The sequence below is a fragment of the Bradyrhizobium sp. I71 genome, from assembly GCF_022354745.1.
Classification (GTDB): Bacteria; Pseudomonadota; Alphaproteobacteria; order Rhizobiales; family Xanthobacteraceae; genus Bradyrhizobium; species Bradyrhizobium liaoningense.
Window position 1 is genome coordinate 6,268,769 of the sequence record NZ_CP059398.1, and the last position, 24,021, is coordinate 6,292,789.

Consider the following 24,021-nt stretch of genomic DNA (forward strand, 5'->3'; position numbering starts at 1 on the left):
GCATGAGCGTCTTTGTCCTCCGACGTCTGTTGACCTTGCTCGCGACGCTGGTCGGCGCATCGCTGATCATCTTCCTGGTGCTCGACGCGCTTCCCGGCAATGCCGCGCAGATGCTGATGGGCGCCGATGCCTCGGCGGATGCGGTACGCGCGCTCACCGTCAAGCTCGGGCTCGACCAGCCGCTGGCGGTCCGCTATCTGCACTGGATCAAGGGGCTGCTCGTCGGCGATCTCGGCAACTCCTATGCCTACGGCACGCCGGTCGCCAGCCTGATCGCGGAGCGGCTGATGCTGACCATTCCGCTCGCGATCATGGCTATGACCATCACCGTGACGCTGGCGCTCTCCGCCGGCATCTACACCGCCGCCAATCACAACAAGCTCGGCGACGTCGGCGTGATGTCGCTGACCCAGGTCGGCATCGCGCTGCCGAACTTCTGGTTCGCCATCCTGCTGGTGCTGTTGTTCTCGGTGCGCCTGCAATGGCTCTCGGCGGGCGGCTTTGCCGGCTGGGACGACGGCATCTGGCTCGGCGTGAAGTCGCTGCTGCTGCCGGCAATCTCGCTCGCAGTGGTGCAGGCCGCCATCCTCGCGCGCGTCACACGTTCGGCCGTGCTCGAAGTGCTGCGCGAGGATTTCGTCCGCACTGCACGCGCAAAGGGCCTCGGCAAGCGCGAGGTGCTGTGGAGCCATGTGCTGCGCAATGCCATGATCCCCGTGATGACGGTGATGGGGCTGCAATTCGCCAATCTGCTCGCCGGCACCATCGTGATCGAGAATGTGTTCTACCTGCCGGGCCTCGGCCGGCTGATCTTCCAGTCGATCGCCAACCGCGATCTGATCGTGGTGCGCAACTGCGTGATGCTGCTCGCCGCCATGGTCGTCATCGTCAATTTCGTGGTCGACGTGCTCTACGCCTTCATCGATCCCCGCATCAAGGTCCACGACCTGTGAGCGAGCCCCTGACCATCGATGCGCCGATCGCAACGCGGCCTCTGCCGGCCCGCACTTTCGTCCGTCGAGCACTGCGCCATCGCAGCTTCGTGCTCGGCGCTGCGCTGAGCCTGCTGGTGCTCGCCTCGGCGCTGCTGTCGCTGGTGTGGACGCCCTGGTCTCCTTACGAGATCGACATCGCATCGAAGCTCCGGCCGCCCTCAGCGGCGCATTGGCTCGGCACCGATTCCTTCGGCCGCGACATCGTCTCGCTGCTGCTCGCCGGTGCCAGATCCACCATCATGGTCGGTGTCATCGCCGTCAGTATCGGTCTCACCTTCGGCGTCACGCTCGGCCTGATCGCCTCGGCCCGGCGCGGCTGGACGGAAGAGATCATCATGCGCTTTTCCGACTTTACTTTCGCCTTTCCGGCCGTGCTCTCCGCGATCATGCTCGCCGCGGTCGTAGGGCCAGGCATGGTGACCTCGATCATCGCGATCGGCATCTTCCAGATCCCGACACTGACGCGGCTGACGCGCGGCTCGGCCAATGCGATCTGGGCGCGCGAATTCGTGCTGGCCGCGCGCGCGGCAGGGAAGGGACGCTTTCGCATCACCATCGAGCACGTGCTGCCCAACATCCTGTCGATCCTGATCGTGCAGGTCACCATCCAGTTTGCGCTCGCCATCCTCGCCGAAGCCGCGCTGTCCTATCTCGGCCTCGGCACGCAGCCGCCGCAGCCGTCCTGGGGGCGGATGCTGAACGATGCGCAGACGCTGCTGTTCCAGTCGCCGATGCTCGCGGTCTATCCGGGTGCGGCGATCGCGATCGCGGTGCTGGGTCTCAATCTGCTCGGGGATGGGCTGCGCGACCTGCTCGATCCCAGGCTGGCGCGGGAGCGATAATGATGGGCGAGCGCACCAACGTGCCGCTGATCGAAGTCGGCAATCTCGGCGTCCGCCTCAACACCAGCCGCGGACCGGCGCAGGCGGTGCGCGGCGTCGGCTTCTCGCTCGAGCGCGGCGAGACGCTCGGGCTCGTCGGCGAATCCGGCTGCGGCAAGTCGGTCACCGCGTTGTCGTTGATGGGCCTGCTGCCGGACAGTGCGGCCGTCACCGGCAGCATCAAGCTGGATGGCAAGGAGCTCGTCGGGCTTTCGGATGGCGATTATTGCCGGTTGCGCGGCAACCGCATCAGCATGATCTTCCAGGAGCCGATGACCGCGCTCAACCCGATGCACACGATCGGCCATCAGGTCGCCGAGCCGCTGCGCCGCCACAAGAAATATTCGGCGGCGCAGGCGCGGCGCGAAGCGATCGCCTTGCTCGACCGCGTCGGGCTGCCCGATCCCGCACGGCGCGTCGACGCCTATCCCCACCAGTTCTCCGGCGGCCAGCGCCAGCGCATCACCATCGCCATGGCGCTCGCCTGCGAGCCCGACCTGTTGATCGCGGACGAGCCGACCACCGCACTCGACGTCACCATCCAGGGCCAGATCCTCGACCTCATTGCCGATCTCGTCGAGGAGCGCGGCATGTCGATGATCCTGATTTCGCACGATCTCGGCGTCATCGCCGCGAACGTGCAGCGCATGATGGTGATGTATGGCGGTGCCGTCGTCGAGAGCGGGCCGACCAACGAGGTGTTCCGCCGGATGGGACATCCCTACACGCAGGGCCTGTTTCGCGCGCGGCCGAAGCTCGGCGCACGCAAGGGGACGCGGCTGAAGACCATCTCGGGCACGGTGCCGGAGCTCGCCGATTTGCCGTCCGGCTGCACCTTCTCCGATCGCTGTCCGCTCGTGATCGATCGGTGCCGCGCCGCGCTGCCGCCGATGGTGGACGTCGGCCCCGGCCACCTCGTACGCTGCATCAGGACGGATGTGTCGATGGCAGAGCGCGTCGGAGCGCTGACCGCATGACCGCCGCAGCAGAGCCTCTTCTCGACGTGAAGGATCTGGTGCAGCGTTACGCGCTGCCGCGCGAAAGCCTGTTCCGGCCGCCGGGACAGGTGCGTGCGCTCAACGGCGTGAGCGTGCAGGTCGCCGCCGGCAAGAGCCTCGGCGTCGTCGGCGAGTCCGGATCGGGCAAGTCGACTTTCGCGCGGCTGGTGATGGCGCTGGAGCGGCCGACGTCAGGGGAGGTCGCGCTGCTCGGCCGCGATCTCAACCGCATCTCCGCCGACGAGCTGCGCCGCGCAAGGCGCGATTTCCAGATGGTGTTCCAGGACCCCTATGGCTCGCTCGATCCGCGCCAGACCATCGCGCGCATCGTCGCCGAGCCGCTGACCGTGCTCGAAGGCGCGGACCGCACCACGTTCCGCGAACGCGTCGCCGCGGTGCTGCGGCAGGTCGGCCTGCGCGATGCGGACATGGACAAGTACCCGCACGAATTCTCCGGTGGCCAGCGCCAGCGCATTGCGATTGCGCGTGCGCTGATCACGCAGCCGAAGCTGATCGTCGCCGACGAGCCGGTCTCCGCGCTCGACGTCTCCGTGCAGGCGCAGGTGCTGAACCTGATGCAGGACCTCCAGGAGCAGTTCGGCCTCAGCTACATCCTGATCAGCCACGACCTCGCCGTCGTCGACTATCTCTGCGACGAGGTCGCGGTGATGTATCTCGGCCGGATCGTCGAGCAGGGGCGGCCGGAGGATCTGTTCGAGCGCTGCGCCCATCCCTATACGCGAGCACTCCTGGATGCCGTACCGCGGGCGCGCCCCGTCGGGGGCCGGCGGCGGCGCGGAGCGCAGGCGATCGCCTCGCAATCGGCGGCGGCGACCGGCTGCCCCTATGTCGCGCGCTGTCCGCTCGCCGACCAGCATTGCCGCGAGGTTCTGCCTGAGTTACGCAAGGTCGGGGAGGGGCACCTTGCCGCCTGCCACAAGGCCGAGGCCGCGATGGCGTTGCCGCAGGCGGCCATGGAAGGTTAGTGTTCGCAGCAGGATTGGCGTAGGCTTAAGCACAGGCCGGGGAGTCACGCATGTTCAGGAAACTGTCGATCGTCGCATTTGCCCTCACACTTGCCGCAGCGCCTTTGCCGGTGCTGGCGCAGGGCAAGAAGGACAGCGTCGTCATGGCGATGGCGCTGGAGCCGCCGGGGCTCGATCCCACCAATGCCGCCGCCGCCGCGATCGCCGAGGTCACGCTCTACAACATCTATGAGACGCTGACCAAGATCAACGAGGACGGCTCGGTCGCGCCGCTGCTGGCCGAGAGCTGGACCGCTTCGCCCGACCTGAAGACCTACACGTTCAAACTGCGCAAGGGCGTCAAATTCCACAACGGCGAGCCGTTCAATTCCGCGGCGGTGAAGTTCTCGTTCGAGCGCAACGCCGCGCCGACCAGCACCAACAAGGACAAGAGCCTGTTCCAGGCCATCGAGAAGGTCGATGCGCCCGACGCCGACACCGTCGTGATCACCATGAAATATGGCGAGCCGAACCTGCCGTTCCTGCTCGGGCAGGCGAGCGGCTCGATCGTGGAGCCGAAGAGCGCGGCCACCAACGTCACGCAGCCGGTCGGCACCGGGCCCTACCAGCTCGGCGCCTGGGCCAAGGGCTCCTCGATCACGCTGACCAAATGGGCCGACTACCGCAATGCCGCCGCGGTCAAGCTATCAAAGGTGACGATCCGCTTCATCTCCGAACCGGCGGCGCAGACCGCCGCGCTGCTCTCGGGTGACGTCGATGCGTTCCCGCGCGTCTCCGCACAGCGCGCGATCGCTCAGTTCAGGGCCGATCCGCGCTTCAACGTCCAGGTCGGCGGTTCCAGGGCCAAGACCATCGTCGGCATCAACCACCGGAAGAAGCCGCTGGACGACGTCCGCGTCCGCCGCGCCATCCTCGCCGCGATCGACCGCAAGGCGATCATCGAGGGCGCCGTCGATGGCTTCGGCACGCCGATCGGCAGCTTCTACGTCCCGGGGGCGCTTGGCTATGTCGACACCACCGGCATCAACCCCTACGACCCCGAGAAGGCCAAGAAGCTGCTCACTGAAGCCGGCGTCACCACGCCGCTCGAGCTCTCGCTCAAGCTGCCGCCGCCGTCCTACGCGCGGCAGGGCGGCGAGATCGTCGCAGCTCAGCTCGCCAAGGTCGGCATCATCGCCAAGATCGAGAACGTCGAATGGGCGCAGTGGCTGTCGCAGGTGTTCGCGCCCAACGGTCCACACAATTTTGATCTCACCATCGTCAGCCATGTCGAGCCGTTCGACCTCGTCAAGATCACCGAGCCGGACTACTACCTCGGCTACAACAACGAGAAGTTCAACGCGCTCTACAAGCAGATCGTGTCGACGCCGGACGAGGCGGCACGCGCCAAGCTGCTCGGCGACGCCCAGCGCATGCTCGCGACCGACGCGGTCTCCGCCTACCTCTACCAGCCGCAGCTGATCACCATCACCAACAAGAAGCTGAAGGGCGTCTGGAAAGACGTGCCGCAGTACGAGAACGATTTCTCGACCTGGTATTGGGAGTAGGGGCCGCCGCGAGATCAAGTCGAAAGGACCGTGTCCATTCTCCCGAGAGAGGATTTATGGGGTCCAAAACAAAAACCTGAAAAACAACCCCATGCACAGTAGACGGGGCCAGTCATTTCAAAGGCTTGCGCGTTGCGCCTTGCGTGGTCTGCGCGAAGGGGCCGACGTTGACCCGTCGGGCAAAACACTGGCATGATGCGATCGTCGGCGGTCTCGTGGTTCGGGACGCGCCATCAGGCGGGGCAGCCCTGAAGAAGCCGTGGCGCGGCGATGCCGTCATCGCGCCCCTTCCGCGCTTGTCGGTGAGCGCGTGCGCCCACGGCATGCCGCTATGGCGGATGCGCAGCCCACCCCTGGATTCCGCCCGTGATCAAGCCGCACCTCGGGGCCGGAAATTACTCGGCGGCAACGCCAACCGGAGCCCGCAACTCCGCGAGCGACTGGCGAAGAATCTGGAACGCGGAGGACAGGAAAAGTCCGGCCATCAATGCCGCAACGATGAGGTCGGGCCACTTCGACGCCGTGAGCCACACGGCCCCCGCCGCGACCATTACGGCAACGTTGCCGATGGCATCGTTCCGTGAGCACAGCCAGACGGATCGCACATTGGCGTCGCCATCCTTGTATCTCATCAACAGCAAGACACTCGAGACGTTGGCACACAGCGCGAGAAAGCCGATCGCGCTCATCAACTCGGCCCGTGGGACGTCCAGAACAATGACGTGATATGCCGTCGATCCAAAGACCCACAGGCCCATCACGAACAGCGTGAAGCCCTTGAAGAGGGCCGCCTTGGCCCGGATTGCCACCGTCGCCCCGATCGCTGCGAGCGTGATCCCATAGGTCAAAGCATCGCCCAGGAAATCCAGGGCGTCAGCCTGCAGCGCCTTCGATCCCGCCAGATGACCGCCTGCCGTTTCGACGATGAACATGCCGGCATTGAGCGCGATTACTGTCCACAGCCGCCGCTTGTAGTCTGAGGAAAGGCCCTCAAATTTTACATTGCTGCCGCAACAGCCACCGCAGTTTGCCATGCCCACCTCCGTCGAGGCTTCGTCATCGTGCTTGTCCGCCCGAAACTCTCGTCGCTTCAATCGTCTTTGCCGCGAATTCGTTTCACCAGAAGCCAAGGGTTTGCCATGGCCGCATGAGTATCACTGAAAAGCCGGGCAGAGGCAATGTGCAGGGGAATCAGCACTACGAACGCCGTTGCGGTCCTTGCGCAGATGTCATCGCCAGCGGCCTGCTGCCGCTGATCTGGTTCAGGCGGCGCGGCTGGTTCGATTGAGAGGCGGCGCACCGTTCGGAAACGATGCGCCGCCCGCGAGTCAGGCCGCTTCCGCCGCGACGTTGCCGACCCAGTCGCGGGCCAGCGACACGTCGGCCTGCGACAATTGATGGCCTGCCGGCAGGACCTTGTGGGTCACCCGCGCGCCCGCTTCCGACAACAGCGCCGCAAGCCTTGCGGAATTGCTCGCCGGCACGATCGGGTCCGCCTGCCCGGAGAGCAGCAGAACAGGTTTGCCTGCAAGGTCGGCGTTCGGCGGATCCGACAGCGGCACCATGGCGCGCAGCAGGATCGCGCCGGACAACGCTTCCGGCTTCAGCAGCAACAGCGCCGCCGCGATGTTGGCGCCGTTGGAGAAACCGACCGCGACCGGCGCGGCGAGGCCGTATTGCTTGCGCGACTCCGCGACGAAGTCGCCGAGCTCGTGCGCGCGTCGGCGGACGTCGTCCTCGTCGAACACGCCCTCGGCGAGGCGGCGGAAGAAGCGCGGCATGCCGTGCTCGAGCACGCGGCCGCGCGGCGAGAGCAGGGCGGCGCCGGGCGAGATCATCCTGCCGAGCCCGAGCAGGTCGTTCTCGTCGCCGCCGGTGCCGTGCAGCAGCAGCAGCGGGGGCGAGCCCGCATCGGTCGCGGGCTCGAAACGATGAATGAAGCTACTCTCGGTCATGACACGCTCTCTTCCAGGCTCGGCAACACGTCCTCGATCTGCTTGCGATGCTGCTCGAGGAAAACAGGCAGCTTCAGCTCACGCCCCAGCGTCGCGACGGGCTCGTCGACGGCGAAGCCGGGGATGTCGGTCGCAATCTCGAACAGCACGCCGCCGGGCTCGCGGAAGTAGATCGACCGGAAGTAGTTGCGGTCCCGCTGCTCGGTCGGGTGCAGGCCGTGATTGCTGACGAGCTTCTGCGCCATCTTGCCCTGTTCGGCATCGTCAGCCGCGCGGAAGGCGATGTGATGCACCGAGCCGCCGCCTTGATGCCCACGCAAAAAGCCCTTGGCCTCGTAGATATCGACGACGCTGCCTTCGGCATCGCCTGAAGCCTTGAAGCGGATCACCGAGCCTTCGCGTCCGGTCTCCTTGAAACCGAACACGTCGGTGAGGACGGCGGCCGTCTTCGCCGCGCTGTCCAGCAGCAAGGTCACGCCGTGGAAACCTCGGATGGCGTGCTCGGCCGGCACGTCGCCGTTGCTCCAGCCGGGCTCGTTCTCGGCGCCGGGGATGCCGACCAGCGCCAGCGCCATGCCATCCGGATCAGTGAACGGCAGCACGGATTCACCGAAGCGCTTCTCCAGCGCCTCGTACGCGATGCCCTTCTCGGTGAAACGCTGCGTCCAGTAGCCGAGCGAGCGCTGCGGCACGCGGAAGGCGGTCTGATGGGTCTCGCCGACGCCGCGGCGTCCGGCCGGGACGCCCGCCCAGGGGAAGAAGGTCAGGATGGTGCCGGGGCGGCCGGTCTCGTCGCCGTAGTAGAAGTGATAGGTGCCGGGATCGTCGAAATTGACCGTCTTCTTGACGAAGCGCAGGCCGAGATCCCGGGTGTAGAAGCCGAAATTCCTGATGGGATCGCCGGCGATCGCGGTGACATGGTGCAGTCCAGACATTGTCGTCCTCCAAGATTGGGGAGCGGGCTTGCTCTGGCCGGAAATATTGTTCTGCTTTGGATTGGAGACAATCCATGCGATTATGACGGCTATGTCTACGATTTGGAAACAATCGCCGGGGCGGGCCCTTGGATAAGCTCGGCAGCCTCCGGGCGTTCGTGAAGGTGGTCGAAAGCGGGAGCTTTGCCGAGGCCGGCCGCCAGCTGCGGCTGTCGCGCTCGGCGATCAGCAAATACGTCGCCGACCTCGAGGAGAGCCTCGGCGTCCAGCTGTTGAACCGGACCACGCGGCACGCGAGCCCGACCGAGAACGGCCAGCGCTATTTCGAGCGCGCGGTCGTGATCCTTTCGGAGATCGAGGCCGCGGACCAGGCGGTGACGCAGGCGCAGTCGGCGCCGCGCGGCCTGTTGCGGGTCAACGCGCCGATGTCGTTCGGCACGATGCGGCTCGGGCCGGCGCTCGCCGATTTCATGGCGCGCCATGGCGAGCTTCAACTCCAGATCGTGCTCAGCGACGATCTGCTCGACCCCGTGCAAGACGGCTTCGACGTCACGCTGCGCATCGCGGAGCTGGAATCCTCCAGCCTGATCGCGCGCAAGATCATGCCGGTGGCGCGCATGGTGTGCGCTTCGCCGGACTACCTTGCGCGCCACGGCACGCCAAGACATCCGCAGGATCTCCGCGGGCACACCTCGCTGACCTACGGCTTCCTGCTAACCGGCAACCAGTGGAAGCTCTCAGGCAGCGATGGCGATCACTGGATCCAGCCGGCCTGGTCGCTCTGCGTCAACAATGCCGAGGTGCTGCGCGACGTCGCCATCAAGGGCAGGGGGCTCGCGCTGCTCCCTGAGTTCATCGCAGCAGATGCCGTGCGGAAAGGCGAGCTGCGCGTCGTGCTCCAGGACTATTCTGCGCCGCCACTCGCGCTGTACGCCGTCTATCCGCCGACGCGGCATCTGTCGGTGAAGGTGCGGCTGTTCATCGATTTTCTGGTCGAGCGGTTCGGGCGGGAGGACGAGACAGGTGTGCGGCCGCAGTGAGACTCGGGGCCGCGAACGGATCGAGGGGGCAGCCGGCCGACGTCTGTTTGGCCCAATGAGCAGACTTCGCGCTCGATCTGCGTTGATCGTCCAGTACCTAGTCGGGCGAGAACCAGATCGGGCGCAGCCACGGCTTGCCGTCAATCGGTGAGGGGATGGCTTGCACGAGGGCGCTGCTCGGGCCACGCGCCCGAACGAGCCACGTCGTTGCAGCAATGGCTCCGTATGCCACGGCAGCGCCGCCAATAACGTCCACGCCATAATGCGCGCCGCAGAGTGGCGTTCCGGCGATGAGAAGGAGATTCAAGGGAACGAGAACGAAGCGCAAGATTCGGATCGGCCAAAGAGCCCAAGCAAACAAAATGGCATTGGCCGTGTGAAAGCTCGGGAAGGAGATCAGCCCCTCCACCGACCGAAAATCGATGACGCGTAGCGTTCCGTTGCGAAGTCCCTCCAGGACAGGGAAATAGCTGTGCCCGCCGTCCGGCAGGGTTGATAGTTCGGTGGCAACCCTGTCCACATAGATTATCGCGTTTGCGGCCGGAATGAAGCACGCGATTGCGGCGGTCGCCGTTACAGCAACCGCAAATGCGATGATGTAGAACTGCAATCGGTCAAGCCGTCGGGTCAGAATGGCGGCGGCCAGCACCAAGATATTCTGCGACATCATGGAGTTGTAGGCGAGGGAAAGTGCGTTGCGAAGTCCTTCGTGCTTTTTCACGACAGCGAGATAGCCGGCGCGATCGAATCCAAGCCACTGATCCATGGCGTGGAGGTCGGCGTCCCGGTAAGGCAGCGGCACTGTGGACGCGGCGTAGCTCAGCATCACTCCCATGAGGATCACGACAACGAGCTGGCCAAAGCAGATGAGGCCGCGCGCGATCTTTGGATTCGGTCGAACGAAACTGAAATATATGGCGCAGAAAGCATAGCATGACATCAACACGAGGGTATCGGCTGACACTTCAATGCTGCAGCTTAAACCGACAAGGCTGAGCGAGAGCGCCGCCAAGAGAGCGATCGCCAAGGTGGCCTGCCACGTAATGGTGGACAGCAGTCGGTCATCCGTGTTCGACCGGTCGTGCATTTTCCTCTGCCGCAGCTTTTGGTTGAAATGGATGGAGACGCCGCACGAAGGAATCCTTAATGCGCCGTAGACCAAGTCGGTCCCGGCGTAGCTTGAGAGAGCGCGACGTCTGCTGCCGATGAGGCGGCTCGGGCAAGCTGGCTGGAACAGGGCAGCAGGGCGGCGTTGGATTTACCAAAGTGTCCGTGGAGCTCGGATCTCCGGCAGTCCGGCGCTGGGAGGCTGGGCCGCCCCGCTTTTCGTGAAGGTTAGGGTGCGGCTGGCGCTGGGCTCAGCTTGGTGTTGATGCTCGTGAATACATCGCTCAATGCCGTGCCGGTGTTCTTGACCGCAGCAATGATTGCGAGCGCAATGCCCTCGGCGATCAGGCCATATTCGATAGCCGTAGCGCCGCTTTCGTCAGCCAGACAGAAACCTCTTGAACGTATGCAAGTTCGTCTCCTTATGATTGCTTTATTAGCGTGTAGCAACTGGTTGTAACAACTTGTTTCTACTCGTGAAGGAATTAAGGAGGCTTGAATCCGAACCGTTAATTTGAGTCCAACTCGAATGTTTCACACGGTTGCTGGAAGCCGCGTGAGTACGGTCGCGGCCGTCTGCTGCGGAAGACCGTATGTCGGGAACGACCGTCTTCAGTCTTGACCGGCGAGCCGAAGGTCGAAGGGAGCTCGAGGCGGAAGTCGACGCTTTCGACTCAGCCACGCTGTGCCTCGAGCCGACTATGAGGCCGCCCAGGCGAGCGGTGGTGCTATCCTACCGCCGCAGCGTGAACTCGTCCGCACCGCGCCGGTGCTCCCATTTCGCCTGCTCCAGTTCGGGCCGGTCGCACTCGATCTCCGGATAGCCGATGCAGAGATAAGCGATGAATTTCCAGGAGCTGGGCACGTCGAGAATGGCGTGAATCCGATCCGGGCTCAGGATCGACACCCAGCCGAGACCGATGCCCTCGGCGCGCGCGGCGAGCCACATCGCGGTGATCGCGGCGACCACGGAATATTCGGTCGTCTCCGGCATGGTCGCGCGACCGAGGCCGTGGCCGATGTCGCTGGTCTTGTCCGCGAACACGGCGAGGTGACCAGGGGCCTGTTCGAGACCCGAGAGTTTCAGCGTGGCATAGCGCGCGGCGCGCTCGCCGACATAGGCGTTCAGCGCGTCGGCGTTGCATGATCTGAAATCGTCGATCACAGCGCGGCGCCGCGCGTCGTCGTCGACGGTGACGAAGCGCCAGGGCTGGCTGAGGCCGACCGAAGGCGAGAGGCAGGCGGTCTCGATCAGGCGATCGACGGCGCCGGCCGGCAATAGGTCGCTGCGAAAGCGGCGCACGTCGCGGCGCCACACGAACAGCTCGCGCAAATGCTGGCGGAAGGCGTCATCGAACTCGACCATGACGTCAATGTCCCTCCGGGAAGGAGGCGGCAACCAGCAGGATCAGGATCTCGCCCAGCTGCTCGAACGCCCCGAGGATGTCGCCGGTCTGCCCACCGATCTGGCGGATGGCAAGCCGCGCCAGCATGAGGCCGGCGAGCGACAGCAGGACCAGGCCGGCCAGCGCCTTGCCCGGCCCCAACGTCAGGGCCAGCGCGAGGGTTCCAACAGCGAAGGCAATGGCCACGCTGCGGCCCGGCGGCGATCCGGCGCCGGCCGACAGCCCATCAGTCCGCGCCGGGCTGACCAGCGACATGAAGGCCGGCACACCGGCGCGGGCAGCAGCGTGCGCAGCGCACAGCGCGAGCATGACGGCCCAGGGATCGGCGATCGCCGCGAGCGCGCTCCAGCGCAGGCCGAACGTCAGGATCAGTGCGCAGACGCCATAGGTCCCGATCCGGCTGTCGCGCATGATCTCGAGCTTGCGCTCGCGTGTCCGGCCTCCACCGAGTCCGTCCGCGGTGTCGGCAAGTCCGTCCTCGTGCAACGCGCCGGTGATGAGAGCGGTCGTGGCCAGCACGAGCAGCGCGGCGGGGCCCGATGTCAGTCCGAAGCGAATGGAGATCATGTAGATGAAGGCGCCGGCGAGGCCGACCAGCAATCCCGCCACGGGCAGCGCCCAGGTTGCGCGCGCGATCGCGCCGTCGCCGGCGGGCTTCGACGATGCCACGGGCAGGATCGTCACGAACGACGCCGCGATCCTGAGATCGGCGACGACGTCTCGCAAGAGCTCGGCGCGCGGGATCATTTCAGCTTCATCGGCAGGCCGGCGACGACGAACTCGACCTCATCGGCGACATCGGCAATGATCTGATTCATGATCCCGGCGGCGTCGCGGAAGCTGCGCGCCAGCGCGTTGTCGGGCACGATGCCGAGGCCGACTTCGTTGGTCACAAGGACGACGGGGCTGCTGAGGCGGGGCAGGGCGCCGGCGAGATCTCGCACGTCTCGCTCCCAGTCGCGCGCCGCATGCATCAGGTTGGAGAGCCACAGCGTCAGGCAGTCCACGAGCCTCGCGCCCCCGCCATCGGTTGCGAGCAGCGCCGGCACGAGATCGAGCGGGACCTCGCGCTCGATCCAATCGGTTCCGCGCCGCGCGCGGTGTCGTGCGATGCGTTCCTCCATTTCACCATCGAGCGCCTCGGCGGTTGCGATGTAGACGGGCTGGCCGGGAAAGCTGCGCGCGCGCGCTTCCGCCCGGGTGCTCTTGCCCGATCGCGCTCCGCCGGTGATCAAGATGACGGCCATGAAGGTCTCCTGTCGCCAGCACTAATCATCAAACGCGGGCAAAGACAAAGCCGAAATCAGGCGGCGGGGGCTTGCGCTCGGCCGCGGTCTTGCGCAACAGGGACGGAGCGAGACGGGAGATTTGCGTGGATTTTGCGGGGGCCATGGCAGTGGCGATGGCGGTGGATGCCCTTCTGGGCTGGCCGTCGTGGCTGTTCGCGCGGATCGGCCATCCCGTCACCTGGCTGGGCTGGCTGATTGCCGCGATCGACTCGGCCTGGAATCGCGCGTCCGATCCGCCGGCGTTGCGCCGCGCTGCCGGCGTTGCCGGTGCACTCGTGGTGATCGCGCTCTCCGTCGCGCTCGGTTGGGGGCTTCAATCCTTGCTTCCTTCAGGCTGGATCCAGATCGTGCTGGTGGGCGTCCTGGCCTGGCCCCTGGTCGCCTTGCGCTCGCTCCACGACCACGTCGCCGCCGTCGCGGCCCCGTTGCGGGACGGCGACGTCGCCGCTGCACGAGACGCAGTCTCGCGCATCGTCGGCCGCGATCCAGCGGCGCTCGATGAAGCCGGCATCGCGCGGGCGGCGATCGAGAGCCTCGCGGAGAACGCCTCCGACGGCATCGTGGCGCCCGTGTTCTGGGGCGCGCTGTTCGGCCTGCCTGGAATCCTCGGCTACAAGGCCATCAACACGCTCGATTCCATGATCGGTCATCGCAGCGAACGGCACGAAGCGTTCGGCTGGGCGGCGGCGCGCATCGACGATGTCGCCAATTTCATTCCGGCGCGGGTGACAGGATTTCTCTTCGTGCTGCTGGCGCCGCACCGGTCGGAGGCGCTGTCGTGCATGACGCGGGATGCGCGCCGCCACCGCTCGCCCAATGCCGGCTGGCCGGAAGCGGCCATGGCTGGCGGGCTCGGTGTGCGGCTCAGCGGCCCCCGCATCTATCACGGCAGCGTCGCCAACGAGCCTTGGCTGAACGAAGGCGCGCGCGATCCGCGCGCCGCGGACATCGACGAGGCACTGACGCTGTACCGTCGCGCCATGCTGCTGCTCGCCGGCCTGCTTGCGGTCCTGGCTTTCGCGTGAAACAACGGGGCATGCGCGAGCACGGTGGAAATCTGGATCAGGCCCGGCAGCGTTTTGGTGGACGCGCGGAGGACTGGATCGATCTGTCGACCGGGATCAACCGGCTGCCTTATCCGGTGGGTGAGGTGAGCTTGCATGCGTGGAGCGCGCTGCCGTCGCGTGCCGAGATCGAGGCGCTGCATCGGGCCGCGCAGCAGGCCTACCGCACCGGTGCACCGGTCGTTGCGATGGGTGGCGCGCAGGCCGCCATTCAATTGCTGCCGCAACTGGCACCGCCCGGTCGCGCCCGCATCCTCGGCCCGACCTACAATGAATATGCTGGGGTCCTGTCGGCTGCAGGCTGGGACGTCCAGGAGGTTGAGAACCTCGACGCGCTGGCGGGCGCGGACCTCGCCGTCGTCGTCAATCCCAACAATCCCGACGGCCGGCATCATATGCCCAGGGATCTGCTGGCAATGCTGCCGCGCGTCGGCCGTCTCGTGATCGACGAGAGCTTTGCGGATGCCGTGCCGCAATTGTCGCTCGCTCCCGAAGCGGATCGGCCGGGACTTTTGATATTGCGCTCCTTCGGAAAGTTCTATGGCCTTGCCGGCCTGCGCCTCGGCTTTGTGATCGGCAATGCCGCCGACATCGCCAGACTCGCGGCGATGTCGGGTCCATGGCCGGTCTCGGGGGCGGCGATTGCGATCGGCTGTCGCGCCTTGCACGACCAGGCCTGGGCCGAGGCCACGTCGGCGCGGCTTGCGCGCGACTGCGGCCGCCTCGACGACATGGCGCGAGCGCGAGGCTGGCGGCTTGTTGGCGGCACGCCGCTGTTTCGCTCGTACGAAACGCCTGACGCGCGTGCCGCGCAGGAGAAGCTCGCGCGTCGCCAAATCTGGTCGCGCGTCTTTGCGCAGAAGCCGACATGGCTGCGCCTCGGGCTTCCCGGCAGCGAAGCCGAATGGGCGCGGCTCGGCGAGGTTCTAGCGCGCTAGCGCGAGCAGGCCATCGACGTCGAGGTGGGTTTCGATGTGGTCGGCGAGGGCGTCGAGCGCACTTTCGACCCTGGCGCGATAAGGCTCGTCGCCTGCGGGAATGTCGAGCCTGGCCAGGAACGCCTTGCGGAAATCGTCCGACGTGAACAGGCCGTGCAGATAGCTGCCTTGCACGCGTCCATCCTGCGAGATCGCGCCTTCCGGCTCGCCATTCAGTTGTGCGAACGGGCGGGCGCGATCGGGGCCGTCGGTGCGGCCGATATGGATTTCGTAGGCTTCGATCGGCTGCCCCGTGGCGGCATGCACGGCCGCAACCCGCGTCAGCGTCTTCTGTGGGCTCATCACCGTGTTCACGTCCAGAAGTCCGAGGCCCGGAGTCTCGCCCGCGGGGCCCTCGATGCCATCAGGATCGGCGACGCTGTGCCCGAGCATCTGATAGCCGCCGCAGAGGCCGAGCACATGGCCGCCCCTGCGGTGGTGCGCGAGAAGATCGATGTCCCAGCCCTGCGCGCGCAGGAAGGCGAGATCGCCTCGCGTGGATTTCGAGCCCGGGATGATGACGAGCCTGACATCGCCGGGAATGGCGTCGCCCGGACGCACCATGAGGAGATCGACGCCCGGCTCGAGCTTGAGCGGATCGAGATCGTCGAAATTGGCAATCCGCGACAGAGCGAGGCAGGCGATCTTGCATCGGCCCGGCTTTCGCGCGTCGCTCAGGCCCAGCGCATCCTCGGCCGGCAGCTCGCCGGCACGCGCGAACCAGGGCAGCACGCCGAAGCCGCGCCAGGACGTCTTGTCTTCGATCAGTCTGTAGCCGTCGTCGAACAGCGTGGGATCGCCGCGGAACTTGTTGATGACAAATCCACGGATCATCGCGGCATCGTCGGCGTCGATCACCGTCTTGATGCCGACGAGCTGCGCGATCACGCCGCCGCGGTCGATGTCGCCGACCAGCACGACCGGCACGTCCGCCTTGCGCGCAAAGCCCATATTGGCGATGTCGGCCTTGCGCAGGTTCACCTCGGCCGGGCTGCCGGCACCTTCCACCAGCACGAGATCGGCGCGCGCCTTCAGCCGCTCGAAGCTCTCCAGCACCGCGCCCATCAATGATGGCTTCATCGCGGCGTAGTCGCGCGCACGCGCCGTGGCGATGCGCTTGCCGTGAACGATGACCTGCGCGCCGACATCGGTCTCGGGCTTCAGCAGCACCGGGTTCATGTCGGTATGCGGCTCGACGCCGGCGGCGAGCGCCTGGAGCGCCTGGGCGCGGCCGATCTCGCCACCGTCGACGGTGACGGCCGCGTTGTTCGACATGTTCTGCGGCTTGAAGGGCAGCACGCGCAAGTCCCGCCGCGTGAAGGCACGCGCAAGGCCGGCGACGATGAGCGACTTGCCCACGTCCGAACCGGCTCCCTGGATCATCAATGCGCGCGTCATTGCCGAAGAGACTCAGAACTCGACGCCGGCTTGCGCCTTGATGCCGGAGCGGAACGGGTGCTTCACCAGCGTCATCTCGGTGACGAGATCGGCGATCTCGATCAGCTCGTCCTTGGCGTTGCGGCCGGTGAGCACGACATGCGTCATCGGCGGCTTTTGCGTCGAAAGGAATTCGACCACTTCGGTGATGTCGAGATAATCGTAGCGCAGCGCGATGTTGATCTCGTCGAGCACGACCATGCGCAAGCTCTCATCGAGGATCAGCTCCTTGGCCTTCTCCCAGCCGGCGCGCGCGGCGGCGATGTCGCGGGCGCGGTCCTGCGTCTCCCAGGTGAAGCCTTCGCCCATGGCGTGGAACTGGCAGAGATCGCCGAAATGGCCGGTGAGCAGGCGCCGCTCGCCGGTGTCCCAGGCGCCCTTGATGAATTGCACCACCGCGCAGGGGAAGCCATGGGCGACGCAGCGGACGATCATGCCGAACGCCGAGGAGGATTTGCCCTTGCCGCTGCCGGTGTGGACGATGATCAGGCCCTTTTCGCCGCTCTTGGTCGCCATGATCTTGTCGCGGGCGGCCTTCTTCTTCGCCATCTTCTGGGCGTGCCGGGCGTCGGTTTCCTCGCCCGTTCGGGTGTCCGGTTCAGGCGTCATCGGTCCAGTCCTTCGGCTTGACAAGTGGCAGCCACGGGCAAATGGTGGCCCGGCGTTGGTTCCTGTCCTATGACAGGCGAAGAGGGAATGCGATAGGGTCCGAATCGGCAAGATTTGGGTCCAAAATGCAGCCGCCCCCGCGACCGTGACCGGAGAGATGCCCGAAGCCACTGATTCCCGCGGGAATCGGGAAGGCGGGGATCGAAGGGCAAAGCCCTGCTCCGCAAGCCGGGAGACCTGCCAGCGCGACGAGTTTTGGACCGGCGGACGGGGTGTTCCGCGACGGGGAAACGGCCTCTCGAGTCAGGGTCCGTGTGCCTCTCGCCTCCCGCTGTTTATCCTGGAAGAGGCGATGACCGTCACACTTCACGTCTGCATCACCTGCCGCGCCGGCCAGACGCTTGGCGAGGGCGAGACGACGCCCGGCAAGCGCCTGCATGGCGCGATCCTCGACGCCGGCGTCCCCGAGGGCGTCAATGTGGTTCCCGTCGAATGCCTGTCGGCCTGCAGCCAGGGCTGCTCGGTCGCGCTCAGCGCGCCCGGCCGCTGGTCCTATGTCTATGGCCGCCTGTCGGAGACGAATGCGCAGGACGTGGTCGCAGGCGCGGCGGCCTATGCGGCTGCGCCCGACGGCCTCGTGCCCTGGCGCAGCAGGCCGGAAATCTTCCGCAAGCAGTCGCTTGCCCGCATTCCCCCCATTGCCGTCGTGCCGGAGGCCGCCGAATGAATTCGCTCGCAAAAGTTCCAGTGACGGTGGTCACCGGTTTTCTCGGGTCCGGCAAGACCACGCTGATCCAGCATCTGCTCGCCAATGCGAACGGCAAGAAGCTCGCAGTGCTCGTCAACGAGTTCGGCAGCGAGGGCGTCGACGGCGAGATATTGAAGTCGTGCGCCGATGCGAACTGTCCGGAGGAGAATATCATCGAGCTCGCCAACGGCTGCATCTGCTGCACCGTCGCCGACGATTTCATTCCGACGATGGAGAAATTGCTGGCGCGCCCGGTGCGGCCCGATCACATCCTGATCGAGACCTCGGGCCTGGCGCTGCCGAAGCCGCTGCTCAAAGCGTTCGACTGGCCGCAGATCCGCTCGCGCATCACCGTGGACGGCGTGATCGCGCTGGCCGATGCCGAGGCCGTCGCGGCGGGCCGCTTCGCGCCGGACCCGATTGCCGTCGAAGCGCAGCGCGCCGCGGACGAAAATCTCGACCACGAGACGCCGCTGTCGGAAGTGTTCGAGGACCAGATCGCCTGCGCGGACATCGTGCTGCTGACCAAGGCGGATCTCGCCGGCGCGGCCGGAATCGAAGCCGCCAGGGCGGCGATCGCCGCCGAGATGCCGCGCCGCGTGCCGATGCTTTCCGTCACCGACGGTGCGATCGATGCGCGCGTCATCCTCGGCCTTGGCGCTGCCGCCGAGAACGATCTCGCCGCGCGCCCGTCGCATCATGACGGCGAGGAGGAGCACGAGCACGACGATTTCGCCTCCGTCGTGATCGATCTTCCGGAGGTCGCGGATATCGATGCGCTGGTCGCCTCGGTCCAGCGTCTGGCGCGCGAGCAGAACGTGCTGCGTGCCAAGGGCTACATCGCGGTCGCGGGCAAGCCAATGCGCCTCTTGCTGCAGGCCGTCGGCGAGCGCGTGCGCCACCAGTTCGACAGGCCCTGGGGCGCGGGTATCAGGCAGTCGAAGCTCGTCGTGATCGGCGAGCATGGCGATATCGACGAGGCCGCGATCAGGTCAGGACTTGGTATCTGATGCACGTCGTTTTCCGCGAGAGCCGTGGTCTCGAGGAGACCTCGACGCCAAGAGACATCGGCCAGGACCCGGCCGATCTCGTGGTGCTCTCGTATTCGGATTCCGATCTTGCGGCGTTTGCGGCCGGCTGGCGGCGCGGCCGGAGCAGCCTGCCGTCGCTGCGGCTCGCCAATCTCGCCGAGCTCCGACATCCGCTGTCGGTCGACACGTATATCGAGCGCACGCTGTCGCAGGCGCGCGGCATCCTCGTGCGGCTGATCGGCGGCGAGTCCTACTGGCCCTACGGGCTCGCGGCTCTCCAGCAAGTGGCGAAAGATCGCAACGTCGTGCTCGCCGTGCTGCCGGCCGATGGCCGCGACGACACGAGGCTCGATTCGTACTCGACCTTGCCGGTCTCGACGCTGCGGCGGCTCAAGGTGCTCTGCGACACCGGCGGTCCGGTCGCGGCGCAGGCGGCGATCGCGCAGCTCGCGCTGGCCTCGGGGCTCTACGCGGGACCGGTCGTCGGCGAGATGACCGTGCCCGAGATGGGCTTTTACGATCCCGCGCGTGGCGTCATTGCGGCGCCGGCGGGTGCCGAGGAGAAGCCGCGCGCGCTGGTGACGTTCTATCGCTCCTATCTCACAGCTGCGGACACGGGACCGGTCGATGCCCTGATTGCGGCGCTGCGCGAGCGCGGCTTTGATGCGTATGGCGTATTCGTCACCTCCCTGAAGGCCCCCGGCGTCGCGGATTGGCTCCGCGCGCATCTTGCGCAGGATGCTCCAGCCGCGATCGTCAATGCAACGGCGTTCTCCGCGATCGGCGATGACGGCACGACGCCGTTCGATGCCGCGACGTGCCCCGTGTTTCAGGTCGCGCTCTCCACGGCGCGGCGCGAGGACTGGGCGAGCTCGCTGCGCGGCCTGTCGCCTGGCGACCTCGCCATGCATGTGGTGCTGCCCGAAGTCGACGGCCGCCTGTTCGCGGGCGTGGTGAGCTTCAAGTCGGCCGCGACGCGCGATCCCGATCTGCAATTCTCGCATCTGGCGCACACGCCCGACGCGTTGCGGGTGAAGGCCGTCGCCGCGCGCGTCGCGGCCTGGCGGCGCCTTGCCGAGACGCCGGCCGGCGAGAAGCGGCTGGCGATCGTGCTGTCGAACTATCCCGGTCGGCCGCACCAGATCGCGCATGCCGTTGGTCTCGACGCGCTGGCTTCGGTCGAAGCGTTGTTGTCCGATCTCGCTGAGGCCGGATTCGCTGTTGTTCCGGTTCATGCGCTCGGCGAGACGCTGCTCACGCAGCAATTGACCTGGAATGTCGCCGATTATCGCGCTGCGCTGTCGCGCCTGCCGCAATCCTTGCAGGACGATCTCGCGCAGGCCTGGGGCGCGCCGGAAGACGATCCGAGCTGCCGCGACGGCGCGTTCCATTTCGCCGCGATCGCATGTGGTCAGTCGATCGTCGCAATTCAGCCGGAACGCGGCGAAGCGGCCTCGCGCGATGCCGACTATCACGACCTCGCGCGCACGCCGCGCCATGCCTACGTTGCCTTCCATCTCTGGCTCAGGCAGCAGGGCTGTGACGCCGTCCTGCATATGGGCGCGCACGGCACGCTGGAGTGGCTGCCCGGGAAATCCGTGGCGCTGTCATCGAGCTGCTGGCCGGAAGCGCTGACCGGCGATCTTCCCGTCATCTATCCCTTCATCGTCAACGATCCCGGCGAGGCTGCGCAGGCCAAGCGGCGCATCGGCGCGGTCACGATCGGCCATTTGCCGCCGCCGCTGGAAACATCCGCGGTGCCGGAAGGCCTGCGCCGGCTCGAACGGCTGCTCGATGAATATTCGACCGCCGATGGTCTCGATCCCGCCCGTCGCCAGCGCCTCATCGCGGCGATCCGCGACGAGGCCCGTGCCGCAGGCCTCGAAGAGGATCTCGGTCTCGACGCATCGGCAGCGCCCGCCGAGGCGATTCCGCGGATCGATCGCTTCGTCTGCGATCTCAAGGAGAGCCAGTTCGGCGACGGCCTGCACGTGTTCGGCCGCGGCGCCTGCGGTGATGCGGAGCGGGACGCGCTGCTTGCTGCGCTGGCAGGCCGGCGCGTTGCGCCGGGCCCATCGGGCTCGCCCTATCGCGGACGCCAGGACGTGCTGCCGACCGGGCGCAATCTCTTCGCCGTCGATCCGCGCGCGGTGCCGACGCCGTCCGCGCATGCGCAAGGCATCAAGCTTGCGGAGGAGCTGCTCCGCCGTCACTTGCAGGATCATGGCGACTGGCCGAAGGGCCTCATCGTCGATCTCTGGGGCTCGGCGACGATGCGCACGGCGGGCGAGGAGTTCGCCATGGCGCTGCACCTGGCCGGCCTTGCGCCGCGCTGGGATCACGCCTCCGGCCGCGTCACCGGCTACGACATTGTCGCGCCGGCCGAGCTCGGCCGTCCACGCATCGACGTCACGCTACGCGTGTCGGGCCTGTTCCGCGATGTCTTCGTGGGTCTCGCGCAATTGTTCGAAGCTGCCGCCGAGGCGCTCGCTGGCCGCGCGGAGGAGGGCGAGGAGAACCCGTATCGTCACCGTACCTCACGCGTCTTCGCGCCGCGCCCAGGACACTATGGCGTCGGATTGTCCGCTATCCCGGATGCCTTCACGTCTGAGACACGCGATGCGGCGGGCGAGGCCTGGCTATCGGCATCGTCCTGGGCCTTCTCGGCAGATGGTGCGATGCAGCCAGATCGCGCCGGCATCGAGCAGCGGCTCGCGTCTGCCGACGCTTTCGTCCATGTGCAGGACTTGCCCGAAACCGATCTGCTGCTCGCGGCCGACTATGCTGCACATGAAGCAGGCGTAGCCGCAGCTGCGGCACATCTCGGCGCGGCGGGACCGTCGCTCTATCACCTCGACGCGACACGCCCCGAGCAACCTCGCGCGCGCACGCTGACGGAGGAGATTTCTCGTGTCGTCCGGGCACGCGCGGTCAATCCGGCGTGGATCGCCGGCATGATGCGGCATGGTTTTCGCGGCGCCGCCGAGATCACCGCGACGCTGGAGCACATGGCCGCCTTCGCGCATCTCGCGGGCGCCGTGCCGCCACATCTGTTCGACCTCTACTACGATGCCACGCTCGGCAATGACGACGTCCGGGCCTTCATGGCCAATGAAAATCCGTCCGCGCTCGCCGCGATGGAGACCTGCTTCACACGCCTGCACGAAGCCTCACTCTGGCGAACCCGCCGCAATTCGATCGCGGCGGCGCTGCGGGAGGCCTCATGAGCGCGGGCGCAGTCAAAGGCTGGTGTCCCGGCGCGCTGCGCCCGATGCTGTCGGGCGATGGGTTCGTGGTGCGCGTGCGTCCGTTTGGCGGGCGACTTGAAGCACCACAGATCTCCGGGCTTGCCGAACTGGCCGAACGCTTCGGCAATGGTCTGATCGACGTCACACGCCGGGCCAATCTCCAGATCAGGGGCGTCAAGGAGGAGGACCATCGGCCGTTGCTCGACGGCCTTGCGCAGCTCCAGCTGCTCGACCCCGACGCTGACATCGAAGCTCGGCGCAACATCCTGGTGACGCCGTTCTGGAGCAACGGCGACGAAACGCAGTCGCTCGCCGCGGAGATCGAGGAGGCGCTCGCCGATTCCGGCCTTGCGCTTCCCACCAAGTTCGGCTTCGCCATCGACGACGGAAGGTCGCGCGTTCTTGCCGGCGATTCCGCCGACATACGCATCGAGCGCGACCGCTCGGGCCGTCTCCTGGTGCGGGCCGACGGCGCAAGGCTCGGCCGCTCCGTCGCACGCGGACAGGCCGTCAGCACGGCGCTGGCGCTCGCAAGCTGGTTCATCATCTCCGGCGGCGCGAGGGGCGGGCGAGGGCGCATGGCAGCCCACATCGCGTCCGGCACCGCGTTGCCTCAATCGCTGCGCGGCGAGACCGAACCCGCGGCCGTCATGGCCGCGGCGCGGCCCGGGCACTATCCGCAAGGCGCGATGGTCGGCGTCGCGTTCGGGCAGATGCTGCACTCGACGCTCCATCAGTTCTCTGCTTGCGGACATGCGCTGCGCGTGACGCCCTGGCGGATGGTGCTCAGCGAGGGCAAGCGCGAGATGCCGGGTGGGGCGGGCCTCATCACCGAGCCGTACGACCCGGCGCTGCGCGTGATCGCCTGCAGCGGCGCGCCGCGCTGCCAAGAAGCTCATGCCGATACGCGCGCGCTCGCAGCAGCGCTGGCGCCGCGCATTGCCGCCGACACGCGGCTCCACGTCTCCGGCTGCGGCAAGGGCTGCGCCCATTCCGGCACGGCTGCGGTCACGCTGATTGCGACGCATGCCGGTTTCGATCTCGTCCGCGACGGCTCGACCCGCGACGAGCCGGTCCTGCGCGGTCTCAACGGCGCCGACATCGTCAGCGATCCCTCCATCCTGGTCGGAGGGAATTGATGCCGCACACCTATGAGACCGACGGCGCGGCGATCTACCGGCAATCCTTCGCGACCATTCGGGCCGAGGCCGATCTTGCGCGCTTTACGCCCGACGAGGAGCCGGTCGTGGTGCGCATGATCCACGCCGCCGGCATGGTCGGCCTGGAGGCGCATATCCGCTTCACATCGGGCATGGCGACGCTCGCGCGCGCGGCCCTGCAAAAGGGCGCCCCAATCCTGTGCGATGCGCGCATGGTCTCGGAAGGCATCACGCGCGCAAGACTTCCCGCGGCCAATGCGGTCATCTGCACGCTCGGAGATCCCGCCGTTCCTGCGCTCGCGCAATCCATGCGCAACACGCGCTCGGCCGCGGCGCTGGAGCTGTGGCGGCCGCATCTCGACGGTGCGATCGTCGCAATCGGCAACGCGCCGACCGCGCTGTTTCATCTGCTCAACATGCTGGAGGATCGCGACTGCCCGCGGCCTGCGGCGATCATCGGCTGTCCCGTCGGCTTCGTCGGCGCCGCCGAATCGAAAGCCGCGCTGATGGCCGATCCGCCGGTCCCGGCATTGACGGTCGAAGGCCGCCTCGGTGGCTCCGCCATCACGGTTGCTGCCGTCAACGCGCTGGCGAGCCGGAGCGAATAG

General features: G+C 66.7%; 23 protein-coding genes and 1 riboswitch. Of the genes, 13 read left to right on the forward strand and 10 right to left on the reverse strand.

Translation table 11 applies throughout. From position 1 onward, the window contains the following. The first annotated feature begins 2 nt into the window (after positions 1–2). The 5 genes from FJV43_RS29960 to FJV43_RS29980 are packed head-to-tail and all read left to right on the forward strand — an operon-like array spanning position 3 to position 5,407. Positions 3–953 carry an ABC transporter permease gene (locus FJV43_RS29960; protein ID WP_035669781.1) on the forward strand — a complete coding sequence of 317 codons (951 nt, stop codon included), beginning with the start codon at positions 3–5 and terminating at the stop codon, positions 951–953. After that, on the forward strand, positions 950–1,837 hold the full coding sequence (locus FJV43_RS29965; protein WP_239622578.1) for an ABC transporter permease: 888 nt from the start codon (positions 950–952) through the stop codon (positions 1,835–1,837). Before FJV43_RS29960 ends, FJV43_RS29965 begins: the two co-directional genes overlap by 4 nt. 2 nt (positions 1,838–1,839) lie before the next feature. Beyond that, a complete protein-coding gene (locus FJV43_RS29970) occupies positions 1,840–2,853 on the forward strand; it encodes an ABC transporter ATP-binding protein (RefSeq protein ID WP_239629677.1) in 1,014 nt (337 codons plus the stop codon). Continuing rightward, positions 2,850–3,860 (forward strand): oligopeptide/dipeptide ABC transporter ATP-binding protein, encoded by a 1,011-nt coding sequence (locus tag FJV43_RS29975; protein ID WP_239622579.1) that lies wholly within the window; start codon positions 2,850–2,852, stop codon positions 3,858–3,860. The genes FJV43_RS29970 and FJV43_RS29975 overlap by 4 nt, the downstream gene beginning before the upstream one ends. Before the next feature lie 50 nt (positions 3,861–3,910). Next, positions 3,911–5,407, forward strand: coding sequence for an ABC transporter substrate-binding protein (locus FJV43_RS29980; RefSeq protein WP_239622580.1), 1,497 nt, complete (start codon positions 3,911–3,913; stop codon positions 5,405–5,407). Between the two features lie 395 nt (positions 5,408–5,802). On the opposite strand, the gene FJV43_RS29985 is transcribed toward FJV43_RS29980, so the two are convergent. From FJV43_RS29985 to FJV43_RS29995, 3 genes are all read right to left on the reverse strand, one after another. After that, positions 5,803–6,441, reverse strand: a complete 639-nt coding sequence (locus tag FJV43_RS29985; protein ID WP_239622582.1) for a cation transporter — start codon at positions 6,439–6,441, stop codon at positions 5,803–5,805. A gap of 294 nt (positions 6,442–6,735) precedes the next feature. Beyond that, positions 6,736–7,362 carry an alpha/beta hydrolase gene (locus FJV43_RS29990; protein ID WP_239622583.1) on the reverse strand — a complete coding sequence of 209 codons (627 nt, stop codon included), beginning with the start codon at positions 7,360–7,362 and terminating at the stop codon, positions 6,736–6,738. Further along, positions 7,359–8,297: a ring-cleaving dioxygenase gene (locus FJV43_RS29995; RefSeq protein WP_061883232.1), complete on the reverse strand. Its 939-nt coding sequence runs from the start codon at positions 8,295–8,297 to the stop codon at positions 7,359–7,361. Before FJV43_RS29995 ends, FJV43_RS29990 begins: the two co-directional genes overlap by 4 nt. 128 nt (positions 8,298–8,425) lie before the next feature. On the opposite strand from FJV43_RS29995, the gene FJV43_RS30000 reads away from it, so the two are divergent. Further along, positions 8,426–9,337: a LysR family transcriptional regulator gene (locus FJV43_RS30000; RefSeq protein WP_239622585.1), complete on the forward strand. Its 912-nt coding sequence runs from the start codon at positions 8,426–8,428 to the stop codon at positions 9,335–9,337. A 97-nt stretch (positions 9,338–9,434) separates the two neighbouring features. Here FJV43_RS30000 and FJV43_RS30005 read toward each other — a convergent pair whose 3' ends face one another. From FJV43_RS30005 to cobU, 5 genes are all read right to left on the reverse strand, one after another. After that, entirely contained in the window at positions 9,435–10,499 is a 1,065-nt protein-coding gene (locus tag FJV43_RS30005; protein ID WP_239622586.1) for a phosphatase PAP2 family protein, read from the reverse strand. Between the two features lie 173 nt (positions 10,500–10,672). Beyond that, positions 10,673–10,852 (reverse strand): Flp family type IVb pilin, encoded by a 180-nt coding sequence (locus FJV43_RS30010; RefSeq protein ID WP_239629679.1) that lies wholly within the window; start codon positions 10,850–10,852, stop codon positions 10,673–10,675. 325 nt (positions 10,853–11,177) lie between these two features. After that, positions 11,178–11,810, reverse strand: a complete 633-nt coding sequence (gene bluB / locus FJV43_RS30015; protein WP_239622587.1) for a 5,6-dimethylbenzimidazole synthase — start codon at positions 11,808–11,810, stop codon at positions 11,178–11,180. A gap of 4 nt (positions 11,811–11,814) precedes the next feature. After that, positions 11,815–12,597, reverse strand: a complete 783-nt coding sequence (cobS, locus tag FJV43_RS30020) for an adenosylcobinamide-GDP ribazoletransferase (RefSeq protein WP_239622589.1) — start codon at positions 12,595–12,597, stop codon at positions 11,815–11,817. Then, the gene (gene cobU, locus FJV43_RS30025; RefSeq protein ID WP_239622590.1) at positions 12,594–13,097 is read right to left on the reverse strand and encodes a bifunctional adenosylcobinamide kinase/adenosylcobinamide-phosphate guanylyltransferase; all 504 of its coding nucleotides are present in this window, start codon (positions 13,095–13,097) and stop codon (positions 12,594–12,596) included. The genes cobS and cobU overlap by 4 nt, the downstream gene beginning before the upstream one ends. A gap of 125 nt (positions 13,098–13,222) precedes the next feature. On the opposite strand from cobU, the gene cbiB reads away from it, so the two are divergent. Together cbiB and cobD are read left to right on the forward strand one after the other, a co-directional pair. Further along, on the forward strand, positions 13,223–14,164 hold the full coding sequence (gene cbiB, locus FJV43_RS30030) for an adenosylcobinamide-phosphate synthase CbiB (protein ID WP_239622592.1): 942 nt from the start codon (positions 13,223–13,225) through the stop codon (positions 14,162–14,164). 11 nt (positions 14,165–14,175) lie between these two features. Further along, on the forward strand, positions 14,176–15,141 hold the full coding sequence (gene cobD, locus FJV43_RS30035) for a threonine-phosphate decarboxylase CobD (RefSeq protein ID WP_239622593.1): 966 nt from the start codon (positions 14,176–14,178) through the stop codon (positions 15,139–15,141). On the opposite strand, the gene FJV43_RS30040 is transcribed toward cobD, so the two are convergent. Beyond that, positions 15,130–16,578: a cobyric acid synthase gene (locus tag FJV43_RS30040; RefSeq protein WP_239622594.1), complete on the reverse strand. Its 1,449-nt coding sequence runs from the start codon at positions 16,576–16,578 to the stop codon at positions 15,130–15,132. The two genes, cobD and FJV43_RS30040, sit on opposite strands and share 12 nt — an antisense overlap. A gap of 12 nt (positions 16,579–16,590) precedes the next feature. Beyond that, on the reverse strand, positions 16,591–17,226 hold the full coding sequence (gene cobO / locus FJV43_RS30045; protein WP_239622595.1) for a cob(I)yrinic acid a,c-diamide adenosyltransferase: 636 nt from the start codon (positions 17,224–17,226) through the stop codon (positions 16,591–16,593). 39 nt (positions 17,227–17,265) lie between these two features. After that, positions 17,266–17,486: riboswitch (cobalamin riboswitch) on the forward strand. Positions 17,487–17,578: 92 nt separating this feature from the next. Here cobO and FJV43_RS30050 point away from each other — a divergent pair. From FJV43_RS30050 to FJV43_RS30070, 5 genes are read left to right on the forward strand one after another with little or no spacing between them, the layout of a single operon-like run. Further along, a complete protein-coding gene (locus FJV43_RS30050) occupies positions 17,579–17,953 on the forward strand; it encodes a DUF1636 domain-containing protein (RefSeq protein ID WP_239622596.1) in 375 nt (124 codons plus the stop codon). After that, the gene (gene cobW / locus FJV43_RS30055) at positions 17,950–18,984 is read left to right on the forward strand and encodes a cobalamin biosynthesis protein CobW (protein ID WP_239622598.1); all 1,035 of its coding nucleotides are present in this window, start codon (positions 17,950–17,952) and stop codon (positions 18,982–18,984) included. Before FJV43_RS30050 ends, cobW begins: the two co-directional genes overlap by 4 nt. Next, a complete protein-coding gene (cobN, locus tag FJV43_RS30060) occupies positions 18,984–22,232 on the forward strand; it encodes a cobaltochelatase subunit CobN (RefSeq protein WP_239622599.1) in 3,249 nt (1,082 codons plus the stop codon). The genes cobW and cobN overlap by 1 nt, the downstream gene beginning before the upstream one ends. Beyond that, on the forward strand, positions 22,229–23,392 hold the full coding sequence (gene cobG / locus FJV43_RS30065; RefSeq protein ID WP_239622600.1) for a precorrin-3B synthase: 1,164 nt from the start codon (positions 22,229–22,231) through the stop codon (positions 23,390–23,392). Before cobN ends, cobG begins: the two co-directional genes overlap by 4 nt. Beyond that, positions 23,392–24,021: a precorrin-8X methylmutase gene (locus FJV43_RS30070; protein ID WP_239622601.1), complete on the forward strand. Its 630-nt coding sequence runs from the start codon at positions 23,392–23,394 to the stop codon at positions 24,019–24,021. The genes cobG and FJV43_RS30070 overlap by 1 nt, the downstream gene beginning before the upstream one ends.

What these genes read in the sequence shown, in the direction of transcription:
- cobO (WP_239622595.1), bottom strand. Translation starts at nt 17,226, where the DNA reads ATGACGCCTGAACCGGACACCCGAACGGGCGAGGAAACCGACGCCCGG.
- FJV43_RS29960 (WP_035669781.1), top strand. Translation starts at nt 3, where the DNA reads ATGAGCGTCTTTGTCCTCCGACGTCTGTTGACCTTGCTCGCGACGCTG.
- FJV43_RS29975 (WP_239622579.1), top strand. Translation starts at nt 2,850, where the DNA reads ATGACCGCCGCAGCAGAGCCTCTTCTCGACGTGAAGGATCTGGTGCAG.
- cobU (WP_239622590.1), bottom strand. Translation starts at nt 13,097, where the DNA reads ATGGCCGTCATCTTGATCACCGGCGGAGCGCGATCGGGCAAGAGCACC.
- FJV43_RS29990 (WP_239622583.1), bottom strand. Translation starts at nt 7,362, where the DNA reads ATGACCGAGAGTAGCTTCATTCATCGTTTCGAGCCCGCGACCGATGCG.
- cobS (WP_239622589.1), bottom strand. Translation starts at nt 12,597, where the DNA reads ATGATCCCGCGCGCCGAGCTCTTGCGAGACGTCGTCGCCGATCTCAGG.
- cobG (WP_239622600.1), top strand. Translation starts at nt 22,229, where the DNA reads ATGAGCGCGGGCGCAGTCAAAGGCTGGTGTCCCGGCGCGCTGCGCCCG.
- cobW (WP_239622598.1), top strand. Translation starts at nt 17,950, where the DNA reads ATGAATTCGCTCGCAAAAGTTCCAGTGACGGTGGTCACCGGTTTTCTC.
- cobN (WP_239622599.1), top strand. Translation starts at nt 18,984, where the DNA reads ATGCACGTCGTTTTCCGCGAGAGCCGTGGTCTCGAGGAGACCTCGACG.
- FJV43_RS29985 (WP_239622582.1), bottom strand. Translation starts at nt 6,441, where the DNA reads ATGGCAAACTGCGGTGGCTGTTGCGGCAGCAATGTAAAATTTGAGGGC.
- FJV43_RS29970 (WP_239629677.1), top strand. Translation starts at nt 1,840, where the DNA reads ATGGGCGAGCGCACCAACGTGCCGCTGATCGAAGTCGGCAATCTCGGC.
- FJV43_RS30070 (WP_239622601.1), top strand. Translation starts at nt 23,392, where the DNA reads ATGCCGCACACCTATGAGACCGACGGCGCGGCGATCTACCGGCAATCC.
- FJV43_RS29995 (WP_061883232.1), bottom strand. Translation starts at nt 8,297, where the DNA reads ATGTCTGGACTGCACCATGTCACCGCGATCGCCGGCGATCCCATCAGG.
- FJV43_RS30050 (WP_239622596.1), top strand. Translation starts at nt 17,579, where the DNA reads ATGACCGTCACACTTCACGTCTGCATCACCTGCCGCGCCGGCCAGACG.
- FJV43_RS30040 (WP_239622594.1), bottom strand. Translation starts at nt 16,578, where the DNA reads ATGACGCGCGCATTGATGATCCAGGGAGCCGGTTCGGACGTGGGCAAG.
- cobD (WP_239622593.1), top strand. Translation starts at nt 14,176, where the DNA reads ATGCGCGAGCACGGTGGAAATCTGGATCAGGCCCGGCAGCGTTTTGGT.
- bluB (WP_239622587.1), bottom strand. Translation starts at nt 11,810, where the DNA reads ATGGTCGAGTTCGATGACGCCTTCCGCCAGCATTTGCGCGAGCTGTTC.
- FJV43_RS29980 (WP_239622580.1), top strand. Translation starts at nt 3,911, where the DNA reads ATGTTCAGGAAACTGTCGATCGTCGCATTTGCCCTCACACTTGCCGCA.